Annotated in this window: 27 protein-coding genes; 15 read left to right on the top strand and 12 right to left on the bottom strand. The window is 68.3% G+C overall.

Annotated elements, in window-relative coordinates:
• Nucleotides 1-132: 132 nt before the first annotated feature.
• Genes ACI7YT_RS05565 through ACI7YT_RS05550 form a run of 4 tightly spaced genes read right to left on the bottom strand, consistent with a single transcriptional unit; the run spans nucleotide 133 to nucleotide 3,143 of the window.
• Nucleotides 133-528: a VOC family protein gene (locus ACI7YT_RS05565; RefSeq protein ID WP_406249471.1), complete on the bottom strand. Its 396-nt coding sequence runs from the start codon at nucleotides 526-528 to the stop codon at nucleotides 133-135.
• Nucleotides 529-586: 58 nt separating this feature from the next.
• Nucleotides 587-1,660: a redox-regulated ATPase YchF gene (gene ychF / locus ACI7YT_RS05560; RefSeq protein WP_406249470.1), complete on the bottom strand. Its 1,074-nt coding sequence runs from the start codon at nucleotides 1,658-1,660 to the stop codon at nucleotides 587-589.
• Nucleotides 1,661-1,671: 11 nt separating this feature from the next.
• Nucleotides 1,672-2,406: an HAD family hydrolase gene (locus ACI7YT_RS05555; RefSeq protein WP_406249469.1), complete on the bottom strand. Its 735-nt coding sequence runs from the start codon at nucleotides 2,404-2,406 to the stop codon at nucleotides 1,672-1,674.
• Nucleotides 2,403-3,143: a class I SAM-dependent methyltransferase gene (locus ACI7YT_RS05550; protein ID WP_406249468.1), complete on the bottom strand. Its 741-nt coding sequence runs from the start codon at nucleotides 3,141-3,143 to the stop codon at nucleotides 2,403-2,405. The genes ACI7YT_RS05555 and ACI7YT_RS05550 overlap by 4 nt, the downstream gene beginning before the upstream one ends.
• A 59-nt stretch (nucleotides 3,144-3,202) precedes the next feature.
• On the opposite strand from ACI7YT_RS05550, the gene ACI7YT_RS05545 reads away from it, so the two are divergent.
• Together ACI7YT_RS05545 and ACI7YT_RS05540 are read left to right on the top strand one after the other, a co-directional pair.
• Nucleotides 3,203-3,796 carry a 3'-5' exonuclease gene (locus ACI7YT_RS05545; protein WP_406249467.1) on the top strand — a complete coding sequence of 198 codons (594 nt, stop codon included), beginning with the start codon at nucleotides 3,203-3,205 and terminating at the stop codon, nucleotides 3,794-3,796.
• Between the two features lie 59 nt (nucleotides 3,797-3,855).
• Nucleotides 3,856-5,160 carry a DNA recombination protein RmuC gene (locus tag ACI7YT_RS05540; protein WP_406249466.1) on the top strand — a complete coding sequence of 435 codons (1,305 nt, stop codon included), beginning with the start codon at nucleotides 3,856-3,858 and terminating at the stop codon, nucleotides 5,158-5,160.
• Nucleotides 5,161-5,198: 38 nt separating this feature from the next.
• On the opposite strand, the gene ACI7YT_RS05535 is transcribed toward ACI7YT_RS05540, so the two are convergent.
• Nucleotides 5,199-5,507: a hypothetical protein gene (locus ACI7YT_RS05535; RefSeq protein ID WP_406249465.1), complete on the bottom strand. Its 309-nt coding sequence runs from the start codon at nucleotides 5,505-5,507 to the stop codon at nucleotides 5,199-5,201.
• A gap of 148 nt (nucleotides 5,508-5,655) precedes the next feature.
• Complete coding sequence (gene glpX / locus ACI7YT_RS05530; RefSeq protein WP_406249464.1) at nucleotides 5,656-6,642, bottom strand: class II fructose-bisphosphatase; 987 nt, start codon at nucleotides 6,640-6,642, stop codon at nucleotides 5,656-5,658.
• Nucleotides 6,643-6,826: 184 nt separating this feature from the next.
• Here glpX and fbaA point away from each other — a divergent pair, with 184 nt between their 5' ends.
• Both fbaA and ACI7YT_RS05520 read left to right on the top strand, forming a co-directional pair.
• Nucleotides 6,827-7,855 carry a class II fructose-bisphosphate aldolase gene (gene fbaA / locus ACI7YT_RS05525; RefSeq protein WP_406249463.1) on the top strand — a complete coding sequence of 343 codons (1,029 nt, stop codon included), beginning with the start codon at nucleotides 6,827-6,829 and terminating at the stop codon, nucleotides 7,853-7,855.
• Between the two features lie 137 nt (nucleotides 7,856-7,992).
• A complete protein-coding gene (locus ACI7YT_RS05520) occupies nucleotides 7,993-8,589 on the top strand; it encodes a DUF4822 domain-containing protein (protein WP_406249462.1) in 597 nt (198 codons plus the stop codon).
• Between the two features lie 49 nt (nucleotides 8,590-8,638).
• Here the strand turns inward: ACI7YT_RS05520 and ACI7YT_RS05515 are convergent, their stop codons facing one another.
• Nucleotides 8,639-9,886, bottom strand: coding sequence for a hypothetical protein (locus ACI7YT_RS05515; protein ID WP_406249461.1), 1,248 nt, complete (start codon nucleotides 9,884-9,886; stop codon nucleotides 8,639-8,641).
• 41 nt (nucleotides 9,887-9,927) lie between these two features.
• Here ACI7YT_RS05515 and ACI7YT_RS05510 point away from each other — a divergent pair, with 41 nt between their 5' ends.
• Nucleotides 9,928-10,173 carry a DUF1918 domain-containing protein gene (locus ACI7YT_RS05510; RefSeq protein WP_406249460.1) on the top strand — a complete coding sequence of 82 codons (246 nt, stop codon included), beginning with the start codon at nucleotides 9,928-9,930 and terminating at the stop codon, nucleotides 10,171-10,173.
• A gap of 13 nt (nucleotides 10,174-10,186) precedes the next feature.
• On the opposite strand, the gene ACI7YT_RS05505 is transcribed toward ACI7YT_RS05510, so the two are convergent.
• Together ACI7YT_RS05505 and ACI7YT_RS05500 are read right to left on the bottom strand one after the other, a co-directional pair.
• Complete coding sequence (locus ACI7YT_RS05505) at nucleotides 10,187-10,726, bottom strand: DUF6264 family protein (protein ID WP_406249459.1); 540 nt, start codon at nucleotides 10,724-10,726, stop codon at nucleotides 10,187-10,189.
• Nucleotides 10,727-10,968: 242 nt separating this feature from the next.
• Nucleotides 10,969-12,015 carry a 4-hydroxy-3-methylbut-2-enyl diphosphate reductase gene (locus ACI7YT_RS05500; protein ID WP_406250501.1) on the bottom strand — a complete coding sequence of 349 codons (1,047 nt, stop codon included), beginning with the start codon at nucleotides 12,013-12,015 and terminating at the stop codon, nucleotides 10,969-10,971.
• 93 nt (nucleotides 12,016-12,108) lie between these two features.
• Here ACI7YT_RS05500 and xseA point away from each other — a divergent pair, with 93 nt between their 5' ends.
• Genes xseA through ACI7YT_RS05475 form a run of 5 tightly spaced genes read left to right on the top strand, consistent with a single transcriptional unit; the run spans nucleotide 12,109 to nucleotide 16,360 of the window.
• A complete protein-coding gene (xseA, locus tag ACI7YT_RS05495; protein ID WP_406249458.1) occupies nucleotides 12,109-13,386 on the top strand; it encodes an exodeoxyribonuclease VII large subunit in 1,278 nt (425 codons plus the stop codon).
• A 37-nt stretch (nucleotides 13,387-13,423) separates the two neighbouring features.
• Entirely contained in the window at nucleotides 13,424-13,654 is a 231-nt protein-coding gene (locus tag ACI7YT_RS05490) for an exodeoxyribonuclease VII small subunit (RefSeq protein ID WP_406249457.1), read from the top strand.
• On the top strand, nucleotides 13,651-14,298 hold the full coding sequence (locus ACI7YT_RS05485; protein ID WP_406249456.1) for a DUF4245 family protein: 648 nt from the start codon (nucleotides 13,651-13,653) through the stop codon (nucleotides 14,296-14,298). The genes ACI7YT_RS05490 and ACI7YT_RS05485 overlap by 4 nt, the downstream gene beginning before the upstream one ends.
• Nucleotides 14,295-14,969, top strand: coding sequence for a carbonic anhydrase (locus ACI7YT_RS05480; protein ID WP_406249455.1), 675 nt, complete (start codon nucleotides 14,295-14,297; stop codon nucleotides 14,967-14,969). The genes ACI7YT_RS05485 and ACI7YT_RS05480 overlap by 4 nt, the downstream gene beginning before the upstream one ends.
• The gene (locus ACI7YT_RS05475; protein WP_406249454.1) at nucleotides 14,966-16,360 is read left to right on the top strand and encodes a class II fumarate hydratase; all 1,395 of its coding nucleotides are present in this window, start codon (nucleotides 14,966-14,968) and stop codon (nucleotides 16,358-16,360) included. Before ACI7YT_RS05480 ends, ACI7YT_RS05475 begins: the two co-directional genes overlap by 4 nt.
• A 66-nt stretch (nucleotides 16,361-16,426) precedes the next feature.
• On the opposite strand, the gene ACI7YT_RS05470 is transcribed toward ACI7YT_RS05475, so the two are convergent.
• From ACI7YT_RS05470 to ACI7YT_RS05460, 3 genes are all read right to left on the bottom strand, one after another.
• Entirely contained in the window at nucleotides 16,427-17,776 is a 1,350-nt protein-coding gene (locus tag ACI7YT_RS05470) for a PhoH family protein (RefSeq protein ID WP_406249453.1), read from the bottom strand.
• Between the two features lie 159 nt (nucleotides 17,777-17,935).
• Nucleotides 17,936-19,072 carry an aminotransferase class V-fold PLP-dependent enzyme gene (locus tag ACI7YT_RS05465; RefSeq protein ID WP_406249452.1) on the bottom strand — a complete coding sequence of 379 codons (1,137 nt, stop codon included), beginning with the start codon at nucleotides 19,070-19,072 and terminating at the stop codon, nucleotides 17,936-17,938.
• Nucleotides 19,073-19,101: 29 nt separating this feature from the next.
• A complete protein-coding gene (locus ACI7YT_RS05460; protein WP_406249451.1) occupies nucleotides 19,102-19,884 on the bottom strand; it encodes an isoprenyl transferase in 783 nt (260 codons plus the stop codon).
• A gap of 94 nt (nucleotides 19,885-19,978) precedes the next feature.
• On the opposite strand from ACI7YT_RS05460, the gene ACI7YT_RS05455 reads away from it, so the two are divergent.
• The 5 genes from ACI7YT_RS05455 to ACI7YT_RS05435 all read left to right on the top strand — a co-directional run bounded on the left by ACI7YT_RS05455 (nucleotide 19,979) and on the right by ACI7YT_RS05435 (nucleotide 24,546).
• Nucleotides 19,979-20,713: a hemolysin III family protein gene (locus ACI7YT_RS05455; protein ID WP_406249450.1), complete on the top strand. Its 735-nt coding sequence runs from the start codon at nucleotides 19,979-19,981 to the stop codon at nucleotides 20,711-20,713.
• Between the two features lie 110 nt (nucleotides 20,714-20,823).
• Nucleotides 20,824-21,681 carry a MetQ/NlpA family ABC transporter substrate-binding protein gene (locus ACI7YT_RS05450; protein ID WP_406249449.1) on the top strand — a complete coding sequence of 286 codons (858 nt, stop codon included), beginning with the start codon at nucleotides 20,824-20,826 and terminating at the stop codon, nucleotides 21,679-21,681.
• Complete coding sequence (locus ACI7YT_RS05445) at nucleotides 21,681-22,727, top strand: methionine ABC transporter ATP-binding protein (RefSeq protein ID WP_406249448.1); 1,047 nt, start codon at nucleotides 21,681-21,683, stop codon at nucleotides 22,725-22,727. The genes ACI7YT_RS05450 and ACI7YT_RS05445 overlap by 1 nt, the downstream gene beginning before the upstream one ends.
• Complete coding sequence (locus tag ACI7YT_RS05440; RefSeq protein ID WP_406249447.1) at nucleotides 22,724-23,383, top strand: methionine ABC transporter permease; 660 nt, start codon at nucleotides 22,724-22,726, stop codon at nucleotides 23,381-23,383. The genes ACI7YT_RS05445 and ACI7YT_RS05440 overlap by 4 nt, the downstream gene beginning before the upstream one ends.
• A complete protein-coding gene (locus tag ACI7YT_RS05435) occupies nucleotides 23,380-24,546 on the top strand; it encodes an aminotransferase class I/II-fold pyridoxal phosphate-dependent enzyme (RefSeq protein ID WP_406249446.1) in 1,167 nt (388 codons plus the stop codon). Before ACI7YT_RS05440 ends, ACI7YT_RS05435 begins: the two co-directional genes overlap by 4 nt.
• Nucleotides 24,547-24,569 lie beyond the last annotated feature (23 nt).

Genomic DNA, 24,569 nt, shown 5'->3' with positions numbered 1-24,569 from the left:
CTCTGAGATCGTGTCGAGCAAAGTCAGAGGTTCAGTGTTGAGACGGAACTCCACCGGGTTGCACCAGCGTCAGCGGTGTGGTCGACGAGCTCCGTGCGTCGGACGACAGCGCGTGCGCAGAAATGTCGACACTCACTGCACGTTCGCAAACAGAGAGTGAATGTTCCCCTCGGGATCCGCGAAGAAGCCGGCGAACTGGCCCCATGCCCGCAACGCCGGTCGCCCCGTTGGCGTCGCGCCCGCAGCGACCAGCCGATCGTAACACCGCTCCACCTCGTCCGCGCTCTCACACTGAAGGTTCAGTTCGAATGCCTGGCCAGTGAACGGCACGGCATAAGCCGGATGGCCGTCGGTGTTCCCGCTCATCAATCGACGAGAGAAGATCGCGACGCGCACCCCCTGGCCCCCGAACGCGACGTACGCTTCTTCGCGAACCTCCACTTCCCAGCCGAGTGCGAGCTCGTAGAAATCAGCGAGAGTCGTCACATCATCGGCGAGAACGGTAATGCCCTCAAGATGAATCGTCATACGCCGACCGTAGCCGGGGCGTCCGACATGCCGACGGCATGTCCGCTCGACGCGTACGTCAGTTGTTGAAGCGGAACTCCACGACGTCGCCGTCCTGCATGACGTAGTCCTTGCCCTCCAGGCGTGCTTTGCCCTTGGCACGGGCTTCGACGACGGACCCCGTCGCCACGATGTCGTCGAACGAGATGACCTCGGCCTTGATGAAGCCCTTCTCGAAGTCGGTGTGGATGACACCCGCGGCCTGCGGAGCCTTGTCACCCTTGTGGATCGTCCAGGCGCGCGCCTCCTTGGGACCCGCGGTGAGGTAGGTCTGCAGGCCCAGCGTGTCGAAGCCGATGCGCGCCAGCTGGTCGAGTCCGGACTCCTCCTGTCCGGTGGAGGCGAGCAGCTCCGCGGCATCCTCAGGGTCCAGGTCGATCAGCTCGGACTCGATCTTTGCGTCGAGGAAGACCGCCTTCGCCGGCGCGACGAGAGCCGCCAGCTCGGCCTTGCGGGAATCGTCCGTCAGCACCGACTCGTCGACGTTGAAGACGAAGATGACCGGCTTCGATGTCAGCAGGCCGAGCTCGCGGATCGGTGCGAGGTCGATCCCGCTCGTCGACAGCAGGATGCCGCGCTCGAGCGCGTCCTTCGCCGCGTTCGCGGCCTCCAGCACCGAGGGGTCGAGTTTGCGCCCGCGCACCTCCTTCTCGTACCGGCTGATCGCCTTCTCGAGCGTCTGCAGGTCGGCGAGCATGAGCTCTGCGTTGATCGTCTCCATGTCGGATGCCGGGTTCACCGCGCCGTCGACGTGAACCACGTCGTCATCGGCGAATCCGCGCACGACCTGCGCGATCGCGTCGGCTTCGCGGATGTTGGCGAGGAACTGGTTGCCCAGCCCCTCCCCCTCGCTCGCGCCGCGCACGATGCCCGCGATGTCGACGAACGACACCGTCGCCGGAAGGATGCGCTCGCTGCCGAAGATCTCAGCGAGCGTGCCGAGGCGTGCGTCCGGCAGGCTCACCACGCCCACATTCGGCTCGATCGTCGCGAACGGGTAGTTCGCCGCGAGCACGTCGTTCTTGGTGAGTGCGTTGAACAGGGTGGACTTGCCGACGTTGGGCAGGCCGACGATGCCGATAGTGAGAGCCACGGGGTACGAGTCTACCCGCGCAGGATGCCGGTCTTCTGCGCGGGCTCGACCAGCACGTCCCGCAGCGAACGGATGTCGCGATGGGCGACGTCCGATCGAGGCGCGACCACCGCGTCGCGATTGATCCAGACCGCTGTCATCCCGGCATCCGCAGCGCCGACGACATCGGCCGCGAAGTTGTCGCCCACGTGGATCGCGCGCCCCGCTGCGACTCCGAGTCCGTCGAGCGCACGCACGAAGATCTCACTGGCCGGCTTCAGCACCCCGATGTCCCCCGAGGCCACCACGACGTCGAACAGGCCGTCGATCCCGACCGTCACGAGCTTCGCGCGCTGGAACTCGGCCGGTCCGTTCGTGATGACCCCCAACGGGATGCCGTCGGAACGAAGCTCCTCCAGCACCGCGAGCGTCTCGGCGAACAGCGTGAAGGTGCCCCGCTCGGCCCGGACGTGCAGTTGCGCGGCCTCATCCAGGAGCGCCTCGTCGTCCCGGCCGAGATCTGCCAGTGTCAGCCGCCAGATCTCACGCGGCAGCGCGTCACTCGGAAGCTCACCACGCATCCAGCGTTCGCCCTGTTCGGCCCAGCATCCGCTCCACACCTCGGCGTTCGCCGCGAGGATCGCGTCCGCATCGAGCCCGTGCCGTCGCGCAAGCTCATGAGCGGTCTGACGCACGGCATCCCCCGCCCCGTCGTGGACGAGCGTTCCGTCCAGATCGAAGAAGACGGCATCGATCCGGTCGTTCATTCGCGTACCGCCCGAAAGGCGCGGGTCACGTAGGGAAGATCGATCACGTCATCGCCGTGGGCACCGAGCTCGTCGAACAGGTCGTCCATCTCACGGCGGATGCGCTTCTTCTCATCATCCGGTGCCGTGATCACGTAACTGCGTGAAGTCGCCAGATCATGCAGCTGCGCACGCGTCATCGGACGCGTCCACTCCCATTCCTGCGACGTGAGCGGACCGAACGGCGACGCGACCTGCGGACCGGCGTCGGCGAGCATCTGCTCCGCCGCGCTGCCGTGCATGATGGCGGTCAGTCGGCGCACCCAATCGGTCCGTTCGTCGCGGATGTTCCAGATCAACCCCAGCACGCCCCCGGAGCGCACGACGCGTCCCACCTCTGCTGAGCCGGCGATCGGTTCGACCCAATGCCAGGCCTGGGCGAAGACCACGGCATCCAGACTCGCATCCGGCAGCGGCAGCCGCTCGGCCGTGCCGATGAAGGTCGGGACCCCGGGCACGTTCTGCCGGAGAATTGCGAGCATCTCGGCATCCGGATCGACGGCCACGACCTCGGCATCCGGGGCCTTCACCAGGACGCGTGTGAGCTTGCCCGTGCCTGCGCCGACATCGGCGATCCGGCGAGCCCCGTGCGGGAGCTGCTCGAGCAGCCATGCGACCGCCTCGAACGGATAGTCGGGGCGTGCGAGCTCGTAGGCACCGGCCTGCGAGCCGAAGGAAGTCGCGCGTGCGTCGCTCATGTGGTCAGCCTACGGCGAGCCTGCGACGTCGTGTCCGGATGCCGGGAGACAGTGAAGTCGTGCCACTGGATTTCACTGCGATCGACTTCGAGACCGCGAACTCCAGCCCCGCCTCCGCGTGCTCCGTCGGGCTCGTGCGCGTGCGCGGCGGCGAGGTCGTCGCGATGACGGGATGGCTGATCCGTCCGCCGGCCGGGCACGACGATTTCCAGGAATGGAACGTCCGCATCCACGGCATCCGGCCCGAGGACGTCGAGGATGCCGCGACCTGGCCAGAGCAGTTCGACCGGCTGTGCGATTTCGCCGGGGCGGACGTGCTGGTCGCGCACAACGCCGGGTTCGATCTGAACGTGCTGCGCCGGGCATCAGCGGCGACCGGACTGGAATGCCCGCCGTACCGGTCGCTGTGCAGTCTGCAGGTCGCCCGCAAGACGTATCGACTGGATTCGTATCGCCTGCCCAAGGCGGCAGCCGCCGCCGGTTTCTCCGAGTTCTCGCATCACGACGCGCTGGCGGATGCGCGCGCCTGCGCGCAGATCGTCATCGATGCCGCCCGCCGACATGGCGCGGCGGACGTCGACGCCCTCGCCGAGACGCTGAGCCTGCGCGTCACGGCGCCGCAGGTCGCCGCACCGGAGCGCGCCGTCGCCTGAACCGGCTGACCGCGGCGCGCACGCCGGCCGATGTCGGAGGCCGGGCGCACACTGAAGTCATGGATGCTCTGCTGATCGTTCTTCTCGTCATCGTCGCTCTGGCCGCCGGAGCAGCGACCGGGTGGTTCGCGCGCGCCTCCCGCAGCGCCGCAGCGCTGGCGCGCGCCGAGGCCGAGCTCGCGGCTGCGCGAGATGACCGCGACCGGCAGTACGACCTGTATCGGGATGCCGTCGAGCACGCTCGAGCGCAGCAGACCGCCGAGACGGCGCGCGTCCAGCAGCAGAACGCCGTGCTGACCGCGCTCGCCCCGGTGCGCGAGAGCCTGCAGCAGATGCAGCACAAGGTCTCCTCACTGGAGCAGGAGCGGCACGCGCAGTTCGGCTCCCTCACCGAGCAGCTGCGGCGTGCGCAGGAGTCGGATGAGGCGCTGCGCGCGACGACCGAGTCGCTCGCCGGTGCGCTGCGCTCGACGGCCACGAGAGGAGTCTGGGGCGAGACGCAACTGCGTCGGGTCGTCGAGGCTGCCGGCCTCACACGGCACGTCGACTTCGACCTGCAGTCCACCATCTTCTCCGACCGCGGCCAGGGCCGCCCGGACATGGTGATCCGCCTCGCCGGCGGCGCATCGATCGCCGTCGACGCGAAGGTTCCGCTCGACGCCTATCTCGAAGCCGGTGCCCTCGGTGCCGGCAAGAACGACGAGATTGCGCGCCGCGCACTCATGCAGAAGCACGTCAAGGCCGTGCGCGCGCACATCGACGCGTTGGCCAAGAAGGCGTACTGGTCAGGACTCGACTCGAGTCCCGAGTTCGTCATCTGCTTCCTCCCGAACGAGTCGTTGCTCGCCGCCGCGATCGACGAGGATCCGACTCTGCTCGACTACGCGTTCGGCAAGCGGGTCGCGCTGGCATCCCCGGTGAACCTGTGGGCGGTGCTGAAGACGGTCGCCTACACCTGGACGCAGCAGGAGGTCTCGACCGAGGCCAGGACTCTCCTCGCCCTCGGCACCCAGCTCTACGAGCGCCTCGGGACGCTCGCCGGTCACGCCGACGATCTGCGTCGAGCACTCGAACGCACCGTCGACAGTTACAACCGCTTCGCCGGATCCCTGGAGAGTCGCGTGCTGGTGACGGCCCGACAGTTCCCGGGGATCGACGCGGGGGCGCTCGACACCACCCCGCCCACCGTCGTCGCCACCGGCCGCCGTTTCACGGCCCCGGAACTGATCGAGGGCGTCGCACGCGACGAAGAGGCGCTCGCGTCTCCGAGTCCGGCGTTGCTGCAGGCGGATGTCGGCGACGTGCGCGCCCGGTTCGCCGACGCGGAAACGGCCACGGACGCAACGCCCGCAGCCGAGCACTGAGTCGATCGGCGGACGCCGGGTCGCTCAGCGCGTGCGGCTCACGCGCCGCCCGGCACCCAGCTGAGCAGAGCGATCACGAGGCCGGACGTGACGACGAAGGCGCCGACCATCCACCAGACGCTGAGTTCGTGGCCCGCTTCGCGCCGAACACGGAAGAGCACATCGGCACGACGTGCCGGATCCTGAGCGATGCCCGTGCGCGCCGCCGCGGCGGTCTGCGCCGATGCGGGGCCCTCCTGCGAGCTCGAGCCGAGCGTGCCATCCGGGTTCACTCGGAGGATGCGGCCGGTGGCGGTCGTGACCACCTTCGGCGTCGTCTTCTCGCTGCCCGTATGCTGCGTGCTCATCGCTCGTCCTCCTCCGGTCGCGCCTCGGAGGCACGACAGCAGATCCGCGCCTATTCTGCCAGGCTCCGCTGGGAAACCCGGACGCGACGAGCGACGAACGCCGTACCGGGTCGATAACGATGGCTTCAGCCGGCGCTGATCGCCGCGCTCACAGCCACTTCGAGACGAGGTGCTCGCTGGCGATTCGGCGCAGCGTGCCTGATGCTCCGCGCAGGACGACCGACTCCGTGTAGACGTAGCCGCCCTCACGGCGCACGCCCGCGACCAGCTGGCCGTCGGTGACGCCTGTCGCGACGAAGATCGTGTTGTTGCCCTGCACCAGATCGTCCGCCTCGTGGATCTTGTCCATGTCGAGGCCTGCATCGATTCCGCGCTGACGCTCCTCGTCGTCCCGAGGCCAGAGCCGCCCCTGGATGTGTCCGCCCAGCGCCTTGATGGCGCACGCGGTCACGATGCCCTCCGGACTCCCGCCGACGCCGACGCACATATCCGTCCGTGCGCCGTGGCGCGCCGCATTGATGCCGCCGGCGACGTCGCCGTCGCTCATGAGGCGCGTGCCGGCACCGGCTTCCCTGATCTCCTGGATCAGCTGCTCGTGCCGGGGACGGTTCAGCACTGAGACGACGATCTCGTCGACCGGCTTGCCCAACGCCTTGGACAGCAGACGGATGTTCTCGCCGATCGGCAGGCGGATGTCCACGATCCCCACTCCCGCGGGTCCTGTCACGAGCTTGTCCATGTAGAAGACGCTCGACGCGTCCAGCATGGTCCCGCCGTCCGATACGGCGATCACCGACAGCGCGTTCTGACGGCCGGCGGCAGTGAGCGACGTGCCGTCGATCGGGTCGACCGCGATGTCGCATTCGGGGCCGCGACCGGTGCCGACGACCTCGCCGTTGAACAGCATCGGCGCGTTGTCCTTCTCGCCCTCGCCGATCACGACCCGGCCCTTGAAGTCGACGGTCCCCAGGAACGCGCGCATGGCGTCGACCGCTGCGCCGTCGGCAGCCTCCTTGGCGCCTCGACCGATGAACGGCACCGCGCGGATCGCCGCAGCCTCGGTCGCGCGCACCAGCTCCAGCGCGAGGTTGCGGTCAGGACGCAAGGGGCTCAGATCGGCCGTCAGACTCACCATGCGGTCAGCCTAACCAGCCGATCGACCGAAAAGACAGGAGTTTCACATCAATATAGCCAAAGGAATCACGATTCTTAACAAGAGCGAAGAGCACTCGTCGACGACGCCGACACGGCCACGGCATCGGGAGCGTCCGGCGATAGAGTGACTGCTGTCCCGGCTTCATCTATCGCAGGAGTTTCTCATGCCCGTCGCCACTCCGGATCAGTACGCAGAAATGCTCGACCGCGCAAAGGCCGGTGGCTTCGCGTACCCGGCCTTCAACGTCTCGAGCTCGCAGACCATCAACTCCGTCCTCCAGGGCCTGACCGAGGCCGGCTCCGACGGCATCATCCAGGTCACCACGGGCGGCGCCGACTACTTCGCCGGTCACACCGTGAAGGCCCGAGCGACCGGCGCCCTCGCCTTCGCCCGCTTCGCGACCGAGGTCGCGAAGAACTATCCCGTCACCGTCGCACTGCACACAGACCACTGCCCGAAGGATGCCCTCGCCGGCTTCGTCGAGCCGCTCATCTCGGCATCCGAGGAAGAGGTCAGGGCCGGGCGCAACCCGATCTTCCAGTCCCACATGTGGGACGGCTCGGCTGTTCCCCTGGCGGAGAACATCGAGATCGCCAAGGACCTGCTCCCCCGCATGAAGAACATCAACGCGATCCTCGAGGTCGAGATCGGTGTCGTCGGCGGCGAAGAGGACGGCGTCCAGCACGAGGGATCGAACGACGCGCTCTACACGACCTTCGCGGACGTCGACCAGGCCGTGCAGGCCCTCGGCCTCGGCGAGCAGGGGCGCTACATCGCCGCCCTCACCTTCGGCAACGTCCACGGCGTCTACAAGCCCGGCGGCGTCAAGCTGCGCCCCGAGCTCCTCGGCGAGATCCAGGCGCAGGTCGCCGCGAAGTACAGCACGGGCGCCAAGCCGCTCGACCTCGTGTTCCACGGCGGCTCCGGCTCGACCGACGAGGAGATCGCCCTCGCGGTCGCGAACGGCGTCATCAAGATGAACATCGACACCGACACGCAGTACGCGTACACCCGCGCGATCGCTGACTACATGTTCAAGAACTACGACGGCGTGCTGAAGGTGGACGGCGAGGTCGGCAACAAGAAGCAGTACGACCCGCGCGCCTGGGGCAAGATCGCGGAGTCCGCGATGGCCGCTCGCGTCGTCGAGTCGACCCGTCAGCTCGGCAGCTACGGCCAGTCCAAGAGCTGACGACTCCTGCAGAATCACGGATGCCCCGGCCGGTCGGCCGGGGCATCCTGCGTTTCGAACCCGTCCTCCGCTCGGATGCTCAGCGATAGCCGATCGGATGATGTGCCGCCCTGGGCGGGATTCGTAGCGTTGAAGACATGAACATCACCACTTCCTTCACCCGCCGTTCCGCCATCGCCGCCTCGACGATCGTGCTCGCCGCGCTGGCCGTCGTCCCGGCGACCGCTGCCGCCGCCGCCCCGTCGACCTCGGCATCCGTCGCTTCCGTACGGATCGCGCAGACACCGTCGGACGTCCTCGCCTCGACGCCGTGGAAGACGACGAGCGCGTTCGACCAGAACGGCAACCGCATCGCCCTCGACGACGCTGCGGTGTCGAACTTCGTCGGCTGGGCGTACTTCGACGCCGACGGCACGTACACGATGTACAACCTCGACGACAGCCCCAAGCTTCAGGGCGACTGGACCGTCACGCCAGACGGCTCCGAGCGCTGGATCAATGCGAAGGATGCCGATGGCAACGTGCTGTTCCAGCGCGTCGTCCCGATCACCGAGCTGACCAAGAACGTCTTCACGTACCGGGTGTTCCCGAACGCCGCCGACACGAGCGTGTACTACGACATCGTGCACACCAGGACGAACCACGTCGAGCCGGGCACCGACGGCCGCGGCCCCGGAGCGAACGGCGACCACGGCAACGGCGACTACCACTTCAACAACGGCAACGCCCGCTGAGACCAGCGCGACGACGCTCGGCGCCTCGCGCGCCGGGCGTCGTCGCGCGTCAGCGACGGCGCAGTCGCGCCACCCAGACCGCGATGCCGCCGATCGCGTCGATGACGGCGAGGACGCCCAGGCCCCTGCCGAGGCCGCGCAGCCGACTCGCCGCCCACAGCCCTGCGGACAGCTCGCCCGCCGCGATCGCGAGGCCGAGCACCGGCCTGCGTCGGATCGCACCCGTCAGACGCTGCCAGAAGGTGTCCCGCCGCGTCAGCGGGGCCAGTTCGCCGACTCCGGCGATCAGGGTGTTCCATACCGCCGCAGCCCAGCCGACCGGCTCGAACCGCCGGCCGGTCTGCTCGGCGTCGTCGAAGGCCCGCGCGATGAGATCCGCAGGGATCCCGAAGGCGGCAAGGAAGGCGCCGCGGCGTTCATCGGAGCCCACAATGCCTCCGAGTGCCTCCGCGACGAGGGCACGATGCGCCCCCTCGACGTCCAGATGCGTGCTCGCAGCGATCTCGACCAGTTCGTCCCTGCTGCCATCGCCCTCGGCCAGCAGACGCCGATACACCTCCGCAGTCTCCGCAACGGAGATGGTGTCCAGATCAAGGACGGGCTGCGTGTCGCGTTCGGCATCCGGCCAGAACGGCACGGTGCCGGATGCGGCGGTGACCTCGATCCAGCCGTCGCCGTCGTCCGTGCGGTTGACTTCGATCACCGGCAGCTCGGCCTTCGCCGACACCCATCCGGAGGTCGGCTCGGAGCTCCGGAACCGCTGCAGCGACCACACCCCGGATTCGGCATGCTCGACCGCGGTCCGATTCGCTTCGGCGAGGATGCGCGCGACGGCGGGGCCGCGGTGCGAGAACGCCGCCACGCGGACGGGCGTGGGCTCGAACAGTTCAGGCAGGAGATCGCCGAATTCTTCGGCATCCTCGTCGTCGCCGATGCCGTCGCTCTCATCGAACTCTGCCTCGAACTCCTCGAAGCCCTCGACCCCGCTCGGCGACGGTGTGCCGGCGTCGATCCAGAGGTTCAGCCCGGCATCCACGAACGCCTCGCGCAGCGCGTCGACGGTCAGCGTCGTCGCGATCGCGTCCTCGTCGGTGAGCGTCAGCAGCGTGCCGCCATCCGTCAACGGGATCACCAGCACGGCTTCGGTGCGGTCGCCCCACGCCGCCGTGGCATCGCGCACGCCAGCGAGCACCCGCAGGGCGGACAGCACGTCCCGCGCCGACGGGCGCGGATCCGATCCGTCACCGCGATCGACGGAGGCGTATGAGACCTGGACACCGAAACTGTTCTGGAGCACGTCTTCGACAGTACCCGTGACCCGCTTGCGGACAACCGCCCATGCGGAGGATCGTGGAATCAGCGGCAGCGCATGGCCGGCAGCGGAACGAGGTGGGGATGATGCATGCACAGCCCGGAGATCACCTGATCGTCGAAGGACGCACCGATACGACGCCGAGACGAGAAGGCACCATCGTCGAGGTCCACGGAGACGACGGGGCGCCTCCGTACCTGGTGCGGTGGGACGACGGGCACGAAGGAGTCCTTTTCCCGGGTCCGGACGCTCACATCAGATCGCGCTCCTGATCGCCTCGAGAAGTCAGACGCCGCCGGACTGCAGGTACTGGACGAAGGCCGGGTCGCCGAGCATCGGGATCATGACGCAGATCGTGACCCCGACCATCGTCACGGCCGCTCCGACGACGGGGACCCACCAAGAGCGCTTGGCCGCGCGAAGACGGCGGAAGGCGACGAGCACGGTGAGCGCGTAGCCGATCACCAGGACGACGGCCGCGATCCCGCCCCAGAGCCGACCCTGGGCGAAGTTGCTGAAGTCGCCCTCGATGCCGAGGATCTGCATGCTCTGCTGCAGCACCGTCGGCAGATCGAGGTACGAGATGGCCGTCATCACGACGTTGACCAGTCCGTACGCGAGCAGGGCGATCGTCACGATGCGGTCGACATTGCCCCGGCGAGCGTTCGGAACGGGCGCCGGTACCGGCGGCGTCACCGGAGCGATCTGCTCCTCCATGACGGGGGCTGCGTCCACGGGCGGCAGCCCGGCCAGACGACGCTGCTCTTCCGGCGTCGCATACTCGCCGTACTGAGGCCGTTGGGCCGGTGTCATCTGGTCGCTCATCCCGCCATGCTAGCCAGTCGCTCTCTGCGAGCCTCCCAGGATCACGCCGGGAAACGGCGACGGCCCCGGTGTGTGGGGACACCCCGGGGCCGCTGACGTGAGCGCTGGGGACGCTCTCGCCGAAGCACCGAGCGCTGGGGACGCTCCGGCACCTGCAACGGCGCCATCAGATCGGCCGCTGCACATCCATCGTAGGACCGAGTCCGGCGAGGCTGCGCCCCACCACCCCGAACAGGTGACGACTAGGCGGTGGTCTCCGAGGTGCGTCCGCCGAGCGCGCGCGCATCGCGCTGGCCCGCGGCATCCTGGCGGAGTTCCTTGGGAAGCGAGAACATGAGGTCCTCTTCTGCGGTGCGCACTTCCTGGACGTCGGCGTAGCCGGCGCCGCTCAGCGCCTCGAGCACCTCCTCGACGAGCACCTCCGGAACCGAGGCTCCGCTGGTGACGCCGACCGTCGCGACGCCGTCGAGCCATTCCTGCTTGACCTCATCGGCGTAGTCGACGCGGTACGCGGCCTTGGCGCCGTACTCGAGCGCGACCTCGACGAGCCGGACACTGTTGGACGAGTTCGCCGAGCCGACGACGATGACCAGATCCGCGTCGGCCGCGACCTTCTTGATCGCGACCTGACGGTTCTGCGTCGCGTAGCAGATGTCGTCGGACGGGGGGTTCTGCAGCTCGGGGAAGCGTGTGCGGAGCCGGTTGACGGTCTCCATCGTCTCGTCCACCGACAGCGTGGTCTGCGACAGCCAGACGACCTTGGACGGATCGCGCACCACGACGGTGTCCGCCTCCTCCGGGGAGTTCACCACGGTCACGTGCTCCGGTGCCTCACCGGCGGTCCCCTCGACCTCTTCGTGTCCGTCGTGGCCGATGAGCAGGATCTCGAAGTCGTTCTTGGCGAAGCGCACGGCCTCCCGGTGCACCTTGGTGACCAGAGGACAGGTCGCGTCGATCGCATGCAGACCGCGATCGGATGCCGCGTTCACGACGGCCGGAGACACACCGTGCGCGCTGAACACGACGTGCGCGCCCTCGGGGACCTCGTCGACCTCTTCGACGAAGATCGCACCCTTCTCCTCGAGCTCGGTCACGACGTGGATGTTGTGCACGATCTGCTTGCGCACGTACACCGGCGCACCGTAGCGCTCGAGGGCCTTCTCGACGGCGACCACGGCTCGGTCGACGCCGGCGCAGTAGCCGCGCGGTGCCGCGAGGAGCACCCGCTTGTGTCCGTCGACCGGGTTATCCTGGAGCGCGGCGCGCCGCGATCGCGGAATACGCGGCATGGATAGGTGCACGGCTGTCTGGCTCACCCCTCGATTCTACGGCCGACGGATGGGACGAGGCTGGGTGAGCGAGCCACCGGCAGAAGGAGCAGGATGACCGTCTTCGAGGCCGATTCGGTGCCCGGCGAGGCACCCCCGGCCGACGCGGTCGCGCCGAAGGACTCCACCGCGGACGCCCCGACCTCGGTCGCGCGCCTGAACATCACGATCCGCGACTTCGTCGCCCGATGGAACACGGTCTGGGTCGAGGGCGAGATCACCTCCTGGAACGTCAGGGCGGGCAACGTCTTCGCGCGCCTCAAGGACACCCGCTCGGATGCCCAGATCTCGCTGCGCATCTGGTCGAGCGTGCGCGCCCGCATCCCCGACGACCTCGGCATCGGCGACCACGTCGTCGCCGCGGTGAAGGCCGACTACTTCGTCAAGGCGGGCGACTTCAGCTTCACGGTGTCGGCGATGAAGCACGTCGGACTCGGCGATCAGCTCGAGCGACTGGAGAAGCTGCGGATGCAGCTGCGCCAGGAGGGCCTGTTCGACGCCTCCCGAAAGACTCCACTGCCGTTCCTGCCGCACGTCATCGGCCTGATCACCGGTGAGCGCTCCGATGCAGAGAAGGACGTGCATCGCAACGCCGAGCTGCGTTGGCCCGCCGTCCGGTTCCGCACCGAGTACGCCGCAGTGCAGGGCGACCGGTGCGTGCCCGACACGCTCGCCGCGCTGGCGAAGCTGGATGCCGACCCCGATGTCGACGTGATCATCATCGCCCGCGGCGGCGGCGACCCGCAGACGCTCCTCGGTTTCAGCGATGAGCGGCTGGTCCGTGCCGTGGCCGCGGCATCCACTCCGATCGTCTCGGCGATCGGCCACGAGAACGACCATCCCCTGCTCGACGACGTCTCCGATCTGCGGGCATCCACCCCGACAGACGCCGCGAAGCGCGTCGTCCCCGATGTCGGCGAACAGCGAGCGCTCATCGCGCAACTGCGTTCGCGGGCCACGAGCCGGCTGACCCAGCGGGTCTCGCACGACATCGTGCAACTGGATCAGCTGCGCTCGCGCCCCGTGCTGCGCTCCCCCGACCACATCATCGACGCGCGAGCCCAGGAGGTGCTGCTGCTCGCGGCTCGCGGCCGCGACATCGTCACGCGCCGCATCGACGACGCCGGGCGGCGCACGTCCGAACTGCGCGCCTCCCTGCGTGCTCTGTCGCCCGCAGCGACCCTCGCACGCGGATATGCGATCGCGCATCTCGACGGCGGTGTGATCCTGCGTGACGCGGCGGATGCTCCCTCCGGGACGCCGCTGACGCTGACCGTCGACCGCGGGTCGGTGGCCGTGCGCTCCGAGGGCGAGATCGCGGAAGGCGCCTGAATCAGCGGGTGTCGGGTGACGACGTAGGATGGAACGCGTGACTGCGCCCATCGACACCCCTGTGGAATCGCTGTCGTTCGAGGCCGCTCGCGACGAGCTCGTACGGGTCGTCGCAGAACTCGAACAGGGCGCGCCGACGCTCGAGCAGTCGCTCGCACTATGGGAGCGCGGCGAGGCGCTCGCCGCGCGCTGCGAGGAATGGCTGCTGGGCGCGAAGCGCCGCCTGGATGCCGCGCGCACCGCGGCATCCGACGAGGACGAGTCGTGAGCCGCAAGCCGGCAGCGCCCATCGTCGCCGAGCTCGGGCGCCCGGAGACTCCGGACGAGACGGCGGCCCGCAAGTCGGCTTCCAGCCAGGCCTACCGTTCCAGCCAGACGTTCCGGCACCTGATCGCGGCGCTGATCCTGACCGTCGCGGTCGTCGCGGTCATCGTGTTCGCGGTACCGCGCGGCGAGCCGACGGCCGCCGAGGAGATCGACGTCGACAGGATCGCCGCCGACGTCGAATCGACCATGCAGAGCCCGGTCGTCGTGCCCGACCTGGACGACTTCTGGCGCGTGAACGTCGCGAAGCTCGACGGCGGTGCCACGGTCGTCTGGAACATCACGATCGCCCCCGCCGATGAGGAGGAGCGCGGCTTCATCCGCATCGCGCAGGCCTTCGACGCCGATGCGTCCTGGGCGCCGCAGGTGCTGGACGGCTTCGCCCCCACCTCGACCCTCACGATCGACGGGCGCGAGTGGGACGTGTACGACATCGGCGACCGCGGATCCGCGAACGTCACCTACGCGCTGGGCACACAGGCCGGCGATGACTACGTCCTGCTGTTCGGTTCGCGCTCTGCAGAGTCCACCGCCGGACTCGCCGAGTCGCTGAACTCTCAGATCACCGCCGTAGAGGAGGCCGAATGACCGTGTTGACTCCGAACCAGGCCTGGCACGAGATGCGAGAGGGGAACCGTCGCTTCGTCGCCGGTGAACCGCGGCATCCGAATCAGGATGTCGAGAAGCGCCATGAACTCGCCGAAGGGCAGAGTCCGATCGCGACCCTGTTCGGGTGCTCGGACTCGCGTCTGTCCGCCGAGATCATCTTCGACCTCGGCCTCGGAGACCTGTTCGTGGTCCGCAACGCCGGTCAGGTCATCGGCGAGTCGATCGTCGGAAGCCTCGAGTATGCGGTCGAGGTCCTGCGCGTCCCGCTGATCGTGGTGCTCGCGCACGACTCCTGCGGCGCCGTCAAGGCGGCCATCGACGGCACGGCCATCGACGCGGCTCCCCTCCCCCCGCACATCTGGAAGCTCATCGCGCCGATCATCCCGGCTGCACGCAAGGTGCTCGCCGAGAACGGCGGCTCAGCGCCCGCCGACATCGATGCCGAGCTCGTCGGACGGGAGCACCTGCGCAACACGGTCGCGAACCTGCTGCAGTCGTCCGAGTTGATCAGCGACGCCGTCGCCGAGGGACGACTCGGCATCGTCGGCGCCAACTACCGCCTCGCCGAGGGCACGGCCGTGCCCGTCATCACGGTGGGGATCGACACCGGGAGCACAGGCGCTCCCACAACCCTGGAGGGATCGAAGTGACCGACACCGAGTACCGCATCGAGCACGACACGATGGGCGAGGTTCGCGTGCCCGTGAACGCGCTCTACGGCGCGCAGACGCAGCGCGCGGTGGAGAACTTCCCGATCTCGGGCAAGGGTCTGGAATCCACCCAGATCGCAGCCCTGGCCCGGATCAAGAAGGCGGCGGCGCTCGCGAACAAGGAGCTCGGCACCCTCGACGGCGCGATCGCCGATGCGATCGCTGCGGCTGCCGACCAGGTCGCCGCAGGCGCACACGACGGCGAGTTCCCCGTCGACACGTACCAGACCGGATCCGGCACGTCCTCGAACATGAACATGAACGAGGTGCTCGCCACTCTCGCCACCGGCATCCTCGGCGCCCCTGTGCACCCGAACGACCACGTCAACGCGTCGCAGTCGTCGAACGACGTGTTCCCGACCTCGGTGCACATCGCCGTCACGCAGGCGCTCATCGACACGCTCATCCCGTCGCTGGACCACCTCGCCGTCGCCCTCGAGGCGAAGGCGGAGCTGTGGAAGGATGCCGTGAAGTCCGGTCGCACGCACCTCATGGACGCGACGCCCGTGACCCTCGGACAGGAGTTCGGCGGCTACGCCCGCCAGGTGCGCCTGGGCATCGAGCGCGTGCAGTCGGCGCTCCCCCGCGTCGCCGAAGTTCCGCTGGGCGGCACCGCGACGGGCACCGGCATCAACACTCCGCTCGGCTTCCCGCAGAAGGTCATCGCACTGCTCGCCGCCGAGACCGAGCTGCCCATCACCGAGGCCAAGGACCACTTCGAAGCGCAGGCGAACCGCGACGGCCTCGTCGAGGCATCCGGAGCCCTCCGCACGATCGCGGTGTCGCTGACGAAGATCAACAACGATCTGCGCTGGATGGGCTCCGGCCCCAACACGGGTCTCGGCGAACTGCACATCCCCGACCTGCAGCCCGGGTCCTCGATCATGCCCGGCAAGGTCAACCCCGTCGTCCCGGAGGCCGTGCTGATGGTCTGCGCCCGCGTGATCGGCAACGACGCGACGGTCGCCTGGGCCGGAGCATCCGGTTCCTTCGAGCTCAACGTCGCGATCCCGGTCATGGGCACCGCGCTGCTCGAGTCGATCCGCCTGCTCGCGAACGCGTCGCGCGTGCTTGCCGACAAGACCATCGACGGTCTGCAGGCGAACGTCGATCGCGCGGCCGCGTTCGCCGGCATGAGCCCGTCGATCGTGACCCCGCTGAACAAGCTCATCGGGTACGAGGCCGCCGCCAAGATCGCCAAGCACGCGGTCGCCAAGGGCATCACGGTGCGCGACGCCGTGATCGACCTCGGCTACGTCGAGCGCGGCGAGCTCACCGAGCAGCAGCTGGACGAGAAGCTCGACCTGCTGAGCATGACCCACCCGGGCTGAACCCCGGAAGAGAACGGATGCCGCGACCTCAGGGGCGCGGCATCCGTCGTTTCCCGGAACTCCGGGTCAGCTGAGCTCGCCGCCCTCCAGCAGCTCGGTGACCAGCGCCGCGATCGCGGAGCGCTCGGAGCGCATCAGCGTCACGTGCCCGAAGAGGTCGTGCCCCTTCAACGTCTCGATGACGCTCGCGATGCCGTCGTGACGCCCGACACGCAGGTTGTCGCGCTGTCCGACGTCGTGCGTGAGCACGACCCGGGAGTTCTGCCCGATCCTGCTGAGCACCGTCAGCAGGACGTTGCGTTCGAGCGACTGCGCCTCGTCGACGATCACGAAGGCATCGTGCAGCGAGCGCCCGCGGATGTGGGTCAGCGGCAGCACCTCGAGGATGCCGCGGTCCACGACCTCCTCCAGCACGTTGCCCGAGACCACCGATCCCAGGGTGTCGAACACCGCCTGGCCCCACGGGCCCATCTTCTCGCCCTGGTCGCCGGGGAGATACCCGAGCTCCTGCCCACCGACGGCGAACAGCGGCCGGAAGACGATGATCTTCTTCTGCTGCTGCCGCTCGAGCACCGCTTCCAGCCCCGCGCACAGCGCGAGTGCCGACTTGCCGGTGCCTGCGCGTCCGCCGAGCGAGACGATGCCGACCTCCGGGTCCAGGAGCAGATCGATCGCGATGCGCTGCTCGGCCGAGCGGCCGTGCATTCCGAAGATCTCACGGTCTCCGCGGATCAGCTTGTACTCGCCGTCGCTCGTGACGCGCCCGAGGGCCGAACCGCGCTCGGACTGGATGATCAGTCCCGTGTTCACCGGCAGCCCGACGGCCTCGGCGCTCGTGCCGACCTCGCTCTCGTACAGATCGCTCATCTCGTCGCCGGAGAGCGCGAGCGAGGAGATCCCGGTCCAGCCGGAATCGACCGCCTGCTCGGCGAGGTACTCCTCGGCGTGCAGCCCCAGCGACGAGGCCTTGACGCGCATGGGCAGATCCTTGGAGACGATCGTGACGTCCTGGCCGTCCTGCGCCAGGTGCATCGCGACGGCGAGGATGCGGCTGTCGTTGTCGCCGAGCCTGATGCCGCTGGGCAGCACGTCTCCGCTCGTGTTGTTCAGTTCGACGCGGAGCGTGCCGCCCTCGCCGACCGGCACAGGGAAGTCCAGGCGCTCGTGCTCGATGCGCAGCTCGTCGAGGTGGCGCAGCGCCTGCCGCGCGAAGTATCCGATCTCCGGATCGTGCCGCTTGCCTTCGAGTTCGGTGATCACGACCACCGGAAGGACGACGGAATGCTCGGCGAACCGGAAGAACGCCTGCGGATCGCTCAGCAGGACCGAGGTGTCGAGCACATAGGTCCGCAGATCCGTTTCCGGCTGCGCCTCTGTGCTCTTGCGGGACTGCTGCTGCGCTGTACGTGTGGTCACGACCCACTCCCGACCCGGGACTGTCTCCCGGCTATGCCTCGAGTCGACCAGGGCCACGAGTCGCGTACCTGAAGGCCGACTCGACCGGGCACCGTGCCCGATGCCTAGAAGGTACGACCGGGAGATGGCAACGGGCGCGCTCGACACGCGAAACGCACGTTACGCGCTCGTGAACTTCTCGTTGCCCGCCGAGGCGATCGCGTCGTCCAGCATCCGGATCGTGTCGGCGGTGGTCCCCGCGTGCGGCGCGACGCGCACGGCGTCGCCGCGCGTCGTCGCGACGACACCGGCGTTCGTGAGCGCGGCGGACAGCGGCGCAGGATGCTCCGGTGCCAGGGTCACGATGCCGGCGCGACGTGCGCGCTCCCTCGGGCTGCGCACCGGGATGCCGTGGCGATCGGCGACCTCCAGGATCGCGTCCACATGGTCGGCGACCGCGGCTTCGATGCTCGCGACACCCGCGTCGCGCACAGCGCTCAATCCAACGGCCAGTCGCGCGGCGGCGAGCTGATCGGGGCCGTTCACGGTGTAAGCGCTGGCATCGGATGCTGCGGCCGGCAGATCATCGACCGGAAGTGGTCCTCCCACGCCGCCGAAGCCGGACAGGACGGGCGCGATCCGCTCGCGCGCGGCGGTGGAGAATCGTGCGAATCCGGTTCCGCGCCCCGCGCGCAGCCACTTGTAGCCATGACCGACGACCACGTCGGCGAGGGCGTAGTCGTCCTCCACGACCCCGAAGGACTGCACGGCGTCGACGATGAGCAGCCGATCCGGTCCGATGGCCTCTCGCAGCGCGGCGAGGTCAGCACGGAACCCGGTCCGGAAATCGACGTGGCTCACGGCGAGTGCCGTGACATCGGCATCCAGCGCTTCGACGATCGCTGCCGGCGTCACGTGCCCATCCTGCGGATCGATCCAGCGCGGCGACAGTTCGCCGTGCGAGGCCTGCGCGGCACGCTCCAGGGTGACGGTGATGCTGGGGAACTCGGCGCTCGAGGCGATGACCGCACCGCTGAGGCCGTAGAACGCGTGCATCAGTCCGTAGGTCGCCGATGGCTGCACGGTGAGTTCGGATGCATCCGCACCGAGAAGTTCGGCGGCCGTCTCCTTGGCCTGGATGATGCGATCAGCCACGAGCGCCAGCGAGGACGGCCTGCCGCTGCCGAGCAGATCCGCATCGGCGAACACCTCCGCTCGCACCGACGGCGACAACGGACCGTTCGCGGCCCAGTTCAGGTAGCCGGGTTCCACATCGAAGGTGGCGAGGAAGTCGTCGAATGCGCTCACCCGGCTCATCCTGCCATGAGCAGGCACCACCTGTGCGGTCAGCGGCCGAATCGTCGGTCGCGGCCCGCGTAGTCGCGGATCGCGCGGAGGAAATCGATCTCGCGCAGGTCGGGGCCGAGCGCCTCGACGAAGTAGAACTCGCTGTGCGCGCTCTGCCACAGCAGGAAGTCGCTGAGCCGCTGCTCGCCGCTCGTGCGGATCACCAGGTCCGGATCGGGCTGACCCGTCGTGTAGAGGTGCTCGCCGATCATGTCGGGGGTGAGCTGGGAGGCGAGGTCCTCAAGAGTGCCGCCTGAGGCGTTGTGCTGCGCGATGATGCTGCGCACCGCGTCGACGATCTCGTTGCGTCCGCCGTAACCGACGGCGAGGTTGACGTGCAGCCCGGTGTGATCCCTGGTGCGCTCCTCGGCATCCGCGAGGACCCGCGCGAGCTCGGCCGGCAGGATGTCCGCGCGGCCGACGTGCTTGACGCGCCAGTTCGGCTCGCGCGAGAGCGCATCGGCCAGTTCGGCGATGATCTCGATGAGATCGGCGATCTCCTTCGAGTCGCGCTTGAGCAGATTGTCGCTGGAGAGCAGGTACAGCGAGACGACAGGGATGCCGATCTCGTCGCACCACCCCAGGAACTCACGCATCTTGGCCGCTCCGGCGCGATGCCCCTCCGCCGCCGACCCGAGCCCGAGCTGCCTCGCCCAGCGACGATTGCCGTCGATCATCATCGCGACATGATGCGGAACCGGAGCCGCCTCGAGCTGCCTGCGCAATCGCCTGCCGTACAGCCGGTACAGCGGCCCCCGGCCTTCGCTCGCGCGTGCATTCACGTGCCTACGCTACCGTGCCCCCTCCCGTTCAGCGCTGTGCGATCGCTCAGGATATGTGCTGCTCGCGGAATGGATCGCGGCCTAGAGTGAAGACGTGAGCAGACGCGCAGCCAAGACCCCGGATGTCCCCCAGCTGCCGCTGCTCGAGGCGGCCGCTGTCGACGCAGACGTCGAGATCAAACCCACCTGGCGGGGATGGATCCACGCCGGCACGTTCCCGGTCGCGATCGCCGCCGGGATCGTGCTGATCGTGCTCGCGCAGGGGGCACCGGCGAAGTGGTCCGCTGCGGTGTTCATGGCCACATCGCTGCTGCTGTTCGGCAACTCCGCGCTGTATCACCGCTTCAACTGGGGTCCGAGAACCAAGATCGTGCTCAAGCGCATCGATCATGCGAACATCCTGCTGCTGATCGCCGGGACGTATACGCCGATCGCGACCCTCGCCCTCGAACCGGACAAGGGCACGCTCCTGCTCGTCCTCGTGTGGAGCGGCGCGCTGCTCGGCATCCTGTTCCGCGTCTTCTGGATCAACGCACCGCGCTGGTTGTACGTCGCCCTGTACCTGCTGCTGGGCTGGGCGGCCGTGATGTACATGCCCGACCTGCTGCGCGCGAATGTCGCCATGATGATCCTCGTGATCGTCGGCGGGCTGCTCTACACCGGCGGCGCGATCGTCTACGCGCTGAAGAAGCCGAACCCCTGGCCGGGGCATTTCGGCTTCCACGAGATCTTCCACGTCTGCACCGTGCTGGCATTCCTGTGCCACTGGACGGCCTGCCTGCTCATCGCGCTGCAGCCCTACTCCCCTTCGCTGGGCCTGCCCGGCTGACGAGGCTGCGGCGGCACATCGCGGTCACGCTGCGTAACACGATGTGCCGTCCGGGAAGGCCCCGGATAGCGTCGGGGACATACCCGCCCGTCTCTCCGGAGGTCTCCGTGATGCGCCGTCCCGTCCGTCTCATCGTCCTGGCAGCATCGCTGGGAACCGCCGCACTCGTCGCCGGATGCGCGAGCACGACGCCCACCGACGCCGGTGCCGGCGCCGAAACCGAGGGCGAGAAGAAGACGATCTCGATCGGCTTCAACCCCGGCCCCTACCTGGAGATGTTCCAGGAGGGCATCCAGCCGATCCTCGAGGCCGACGGGTACACGATCGAGTCCAGCGACTTCACGGATGGGGTGATCGTCAACGTCGCGGTGAGCGACGGCGAGATCGACGCCAACATCATGCAGCACACCGTCTACATGGACGCGATCAACGAGCAGGAGGGTCTGACCAACACCGCGCTCGTCCAGGTGCCGACTCCGCCGATGGGCCTGTTCGGCGGAAAGAAGACCGATCTGGACGACCTCGGCACCGGATCGACGATCGCCGTGCCCAATCAGCCCTCCAACCAGTACCGCGCGCTCAAGGTCCTCGAAGATCTCGATCTCATCGGTCTCTCGGACACCATCGATCCGGCCACCGCCTCGCTTCAGGACGTGACGGAGAACCCCAACGACATCGAGTTCGTCGAAATGGAGAACGCGCAGCAGGTCGCCGCGCTGCAGGACGTGGACTACAGCGTCATCCAAGGCAACTTCATCGTCTCCGGCGGCCTGAAGCTGACCGATGCGCTCGAGCTCGAGGATCTGACCGACGAGTTCTCCGTGATCGTCGCGGTCGACGAGGCGAACGCGGATGCCGATTGGGCCACGGCACTCCAGGCGGCATACGAATCGGACGAGTTCGTCGAGTACCTCGCCTCCGAAGACGCCTACGACGGCTACAACATCCCCGCCGCGCTGGCCGACTGATGACAGCGGCGGACCGTGACGGATCAACGGACGTCGCCGTCCGGTTCGACGGGGTCACGCGGCGCTTCGGACGCGATGGCGAGGCCGTCGTCGCGCTGGACGGGGTGGACCTCAGCATCCCGCGTGGTCAGATCTTCGGAGTCATCGGCCACAGCGGCGCCGGCAAGAGCACACTGATCCGGCTGGTGAATGCACTCGAGCTGCCCACCGAAGGCTCCGTGCACGTGGACGGCGTCGATCTCGCACACCTGACGACGGCTCAGCTGCGCACAGCGCGCAAGCGCACCGGCATGATCTTCCAGCAGTTCCAGCTGCTCGAGACGGTCACGGTGCTCGACAACGTCGCGATGCCCCTGCGCCTCGACGGCATCAGCCGCGCAGCGGCGCAGGCCCGAGCGACGGAAGCACTCGAATTCGTCGGTCTTGGCGCGCGGTTGTCGGCGTACCCTGGGCAGCTCTCGGGCGGTCAGAAGCAGCGCGTCGGGATCGCCCGCGCGATCATACGGCAGCCCGCCGTCCTGCTCTGCGACGAAGCGACCAGCGCACTGGATCCGTCGACGACGTTGCAGATCATCGATCTGCTGCGTCGTGTGAATGAGCAGTACGGCACCACGATCCTGGTCGTCACCCACGAGATGGACGTCATCAAGGACCTCTGCCAGGCCGTCGCCGTCATGGAGGGCGGTCGCGTGGTCGAACAGGGTTCGGTCATGGACGTCTTCGTCCACCCGCGTACGCCCATCGCCCGAGCCTTTGTCGGGACCGTGATCCCGCAGGAGCTCCCGGAACGGGTGCTCCGCGCCGTCGGCGGTCACCCCCTCTGGCGGCTGCGGTTCCTCGACGAAGAGGTGACGACGCCGATCGTCGGCGCCCTGATCCGCGATTTCGGGCTGGAGGTCAATATCCTCCACGCCGACATGACCGACATCCAGAATCGCACCGTCGGACACATGATCATCCAGGTCGAGGGCCCGGCGACGCAGCGCGACGCAGCGTACGCCCATCTTGCGGAACGGATCGTCAGCATCGAGGAGGTGCGCGCATGATCGACACCCTCCTGACGCCGGAGCTCTTCCTCGAAGCGCTCGGCGAGACGCTCTACATGCTGGGGATCGCGCTTTTCATCGGATCGATACTCGGCATCCTCCTCGGCATCGCCGTCGTTGTCGTCCGCCAGGGCGGTGTCCTGCCGAACCGCGTCGTGTCGTTCCTGCTGAACGCCTTCATCAACGTCGTGCGCTCGTTGCCGTTCATCATCCTGCTCGTGGCGATCCTGCCGTTCACCCGACTCGTGATGGGCACGTCCATCGGCGTGAACGGGGCCCTGGTGCCGCTGACGATCATGGTGTCCCCGTACATCGCCCGCCTGGTGGAGAACTCCCTGCTCGAGGTCCCCGAGGGCATCGTGGAGGCCGCGAAGTCGATGGGTGCGACTCCCGTCCAGATCTTCACCCGTTTCCTGCTCCCCGAGGCGCGCGGCTCGCTCGTGCTCGCGCTCACCACGGCGACCATCGGACTGCTCGATGCGACGGCGATGGCGGGAACGGTCGGCGCCGGCGGCATCGGAGATCTGGCGATCAGCTACGGCTACCAGCGATTCGACGCGTTCACGATGCTGATCACGGTCGTCACGCTCGTGCTGATCGTGCAGTTGATCCAGCTCTTCGGAACCCGCCTGGCACGGAAGCTGCGACGGCGGTGACCGGCGGGATCACGCCGGCCGCGCGGGTCCGCGCGCTCCCGGCGAACTTCTTCGGTGGTCTGGATGCCGCGGTCGCCGCGGCCAGGGCGAACGGCGTCGACGTCATCGACGTGTCCAAGGGGAACCCGGATCTGCCCACCCCGCCGCACATCGTCCGTGCGATGCAGGATGCCGTGGCGGATCCGGACAATCACAGCTACCCGGCCTATGGGACACGACCCGCTCTCGCCGATGCCATCGCCCTGCGCTACCGCCGGGATCACGGGGTCGACCTCGATCCGCTGACCCAGGTCGCCGCCTTCCACGGTTCGCACGAGGGTCTCATGGCCGCGGTCCTGGGGCTCGCCGATCCGAGGGCGACCCTCGTCGTGCCCGATCCCGGCTATCCCGCTTATGCAAGCGCGGCGGCTCTCGCCGGTGCGCGCCTGCACCTGCTCCCGCTGGATCCGGCGCGCGCGCATCAACCCGAATGGTCCGCGCTGGCGGAGCTCACCGATGCAGCGGCGCTCCTGCTGAACTACCCGCACAACCCCACGGGTGCGACCGCGACGTCGACGACGTTCGAGCGAGCGGTCATCGAGGCCCGGCGGCTCGGCGGAGCGTTCATGCACGACTTCGCGTACTCATCGCTCGGATTCGCGCACCGGCCGCTCTCGGCGCTCAGCGTCGACGTCGAGCGCACCGTGGAGGTGTCGACCCTGTCCAAGACCTACAACATGGCCGGGTGGCGGATCGGATTCGCCGCCGGATCCGCCGAGATCATCAGCATCATGCGCGGATATCAGGCCCAGGCGTTCAGCACGATCTTCGGAGCGACGCAGGATGCCGCAGCCGCGGCGCTGGCGGGCGATCAGAGCGCCGCGGACGCTCTCGTGGATGTCTACCGCCGACGGCGCGACCTGGTCGTCGACGGTCTGCGCGCCAGCGGCTGGGATGTGCGCCCGGCGGACGGGACGTTCTTCGTCTGGATCGCCACCCGCGGCGTCGACGACATCGTGCTCGCGACGCGACTGCTCGAGGATCACGGCGTCGCTGTCGCACCGGGCAGCGGGTTCGGCGAGCGCGGCCGCGGTCACATCCGCCTCGCTCTCGTCCATCCCCTCGACCGCCTCACCGAGCTCGTCGAACGTCTCGGCGCACCCGGCCGGGCGTTGCTTCCGTAGAATCCGAACCACACCACCAGCAA

Origin of the sequence: Microbacterium sp. M (assembly GCF_045181065.1) — a bacterium.
Lineage (GTDB): Bacteria > Actinomycetota > Actinomycetes > Actinomycetales > Microbacteriaceae > Microbacterium.
Note: the sequence above shows the minus strand (reverse complement) of the source record. Positions and strands in the feature narration are given on the sequence as shown.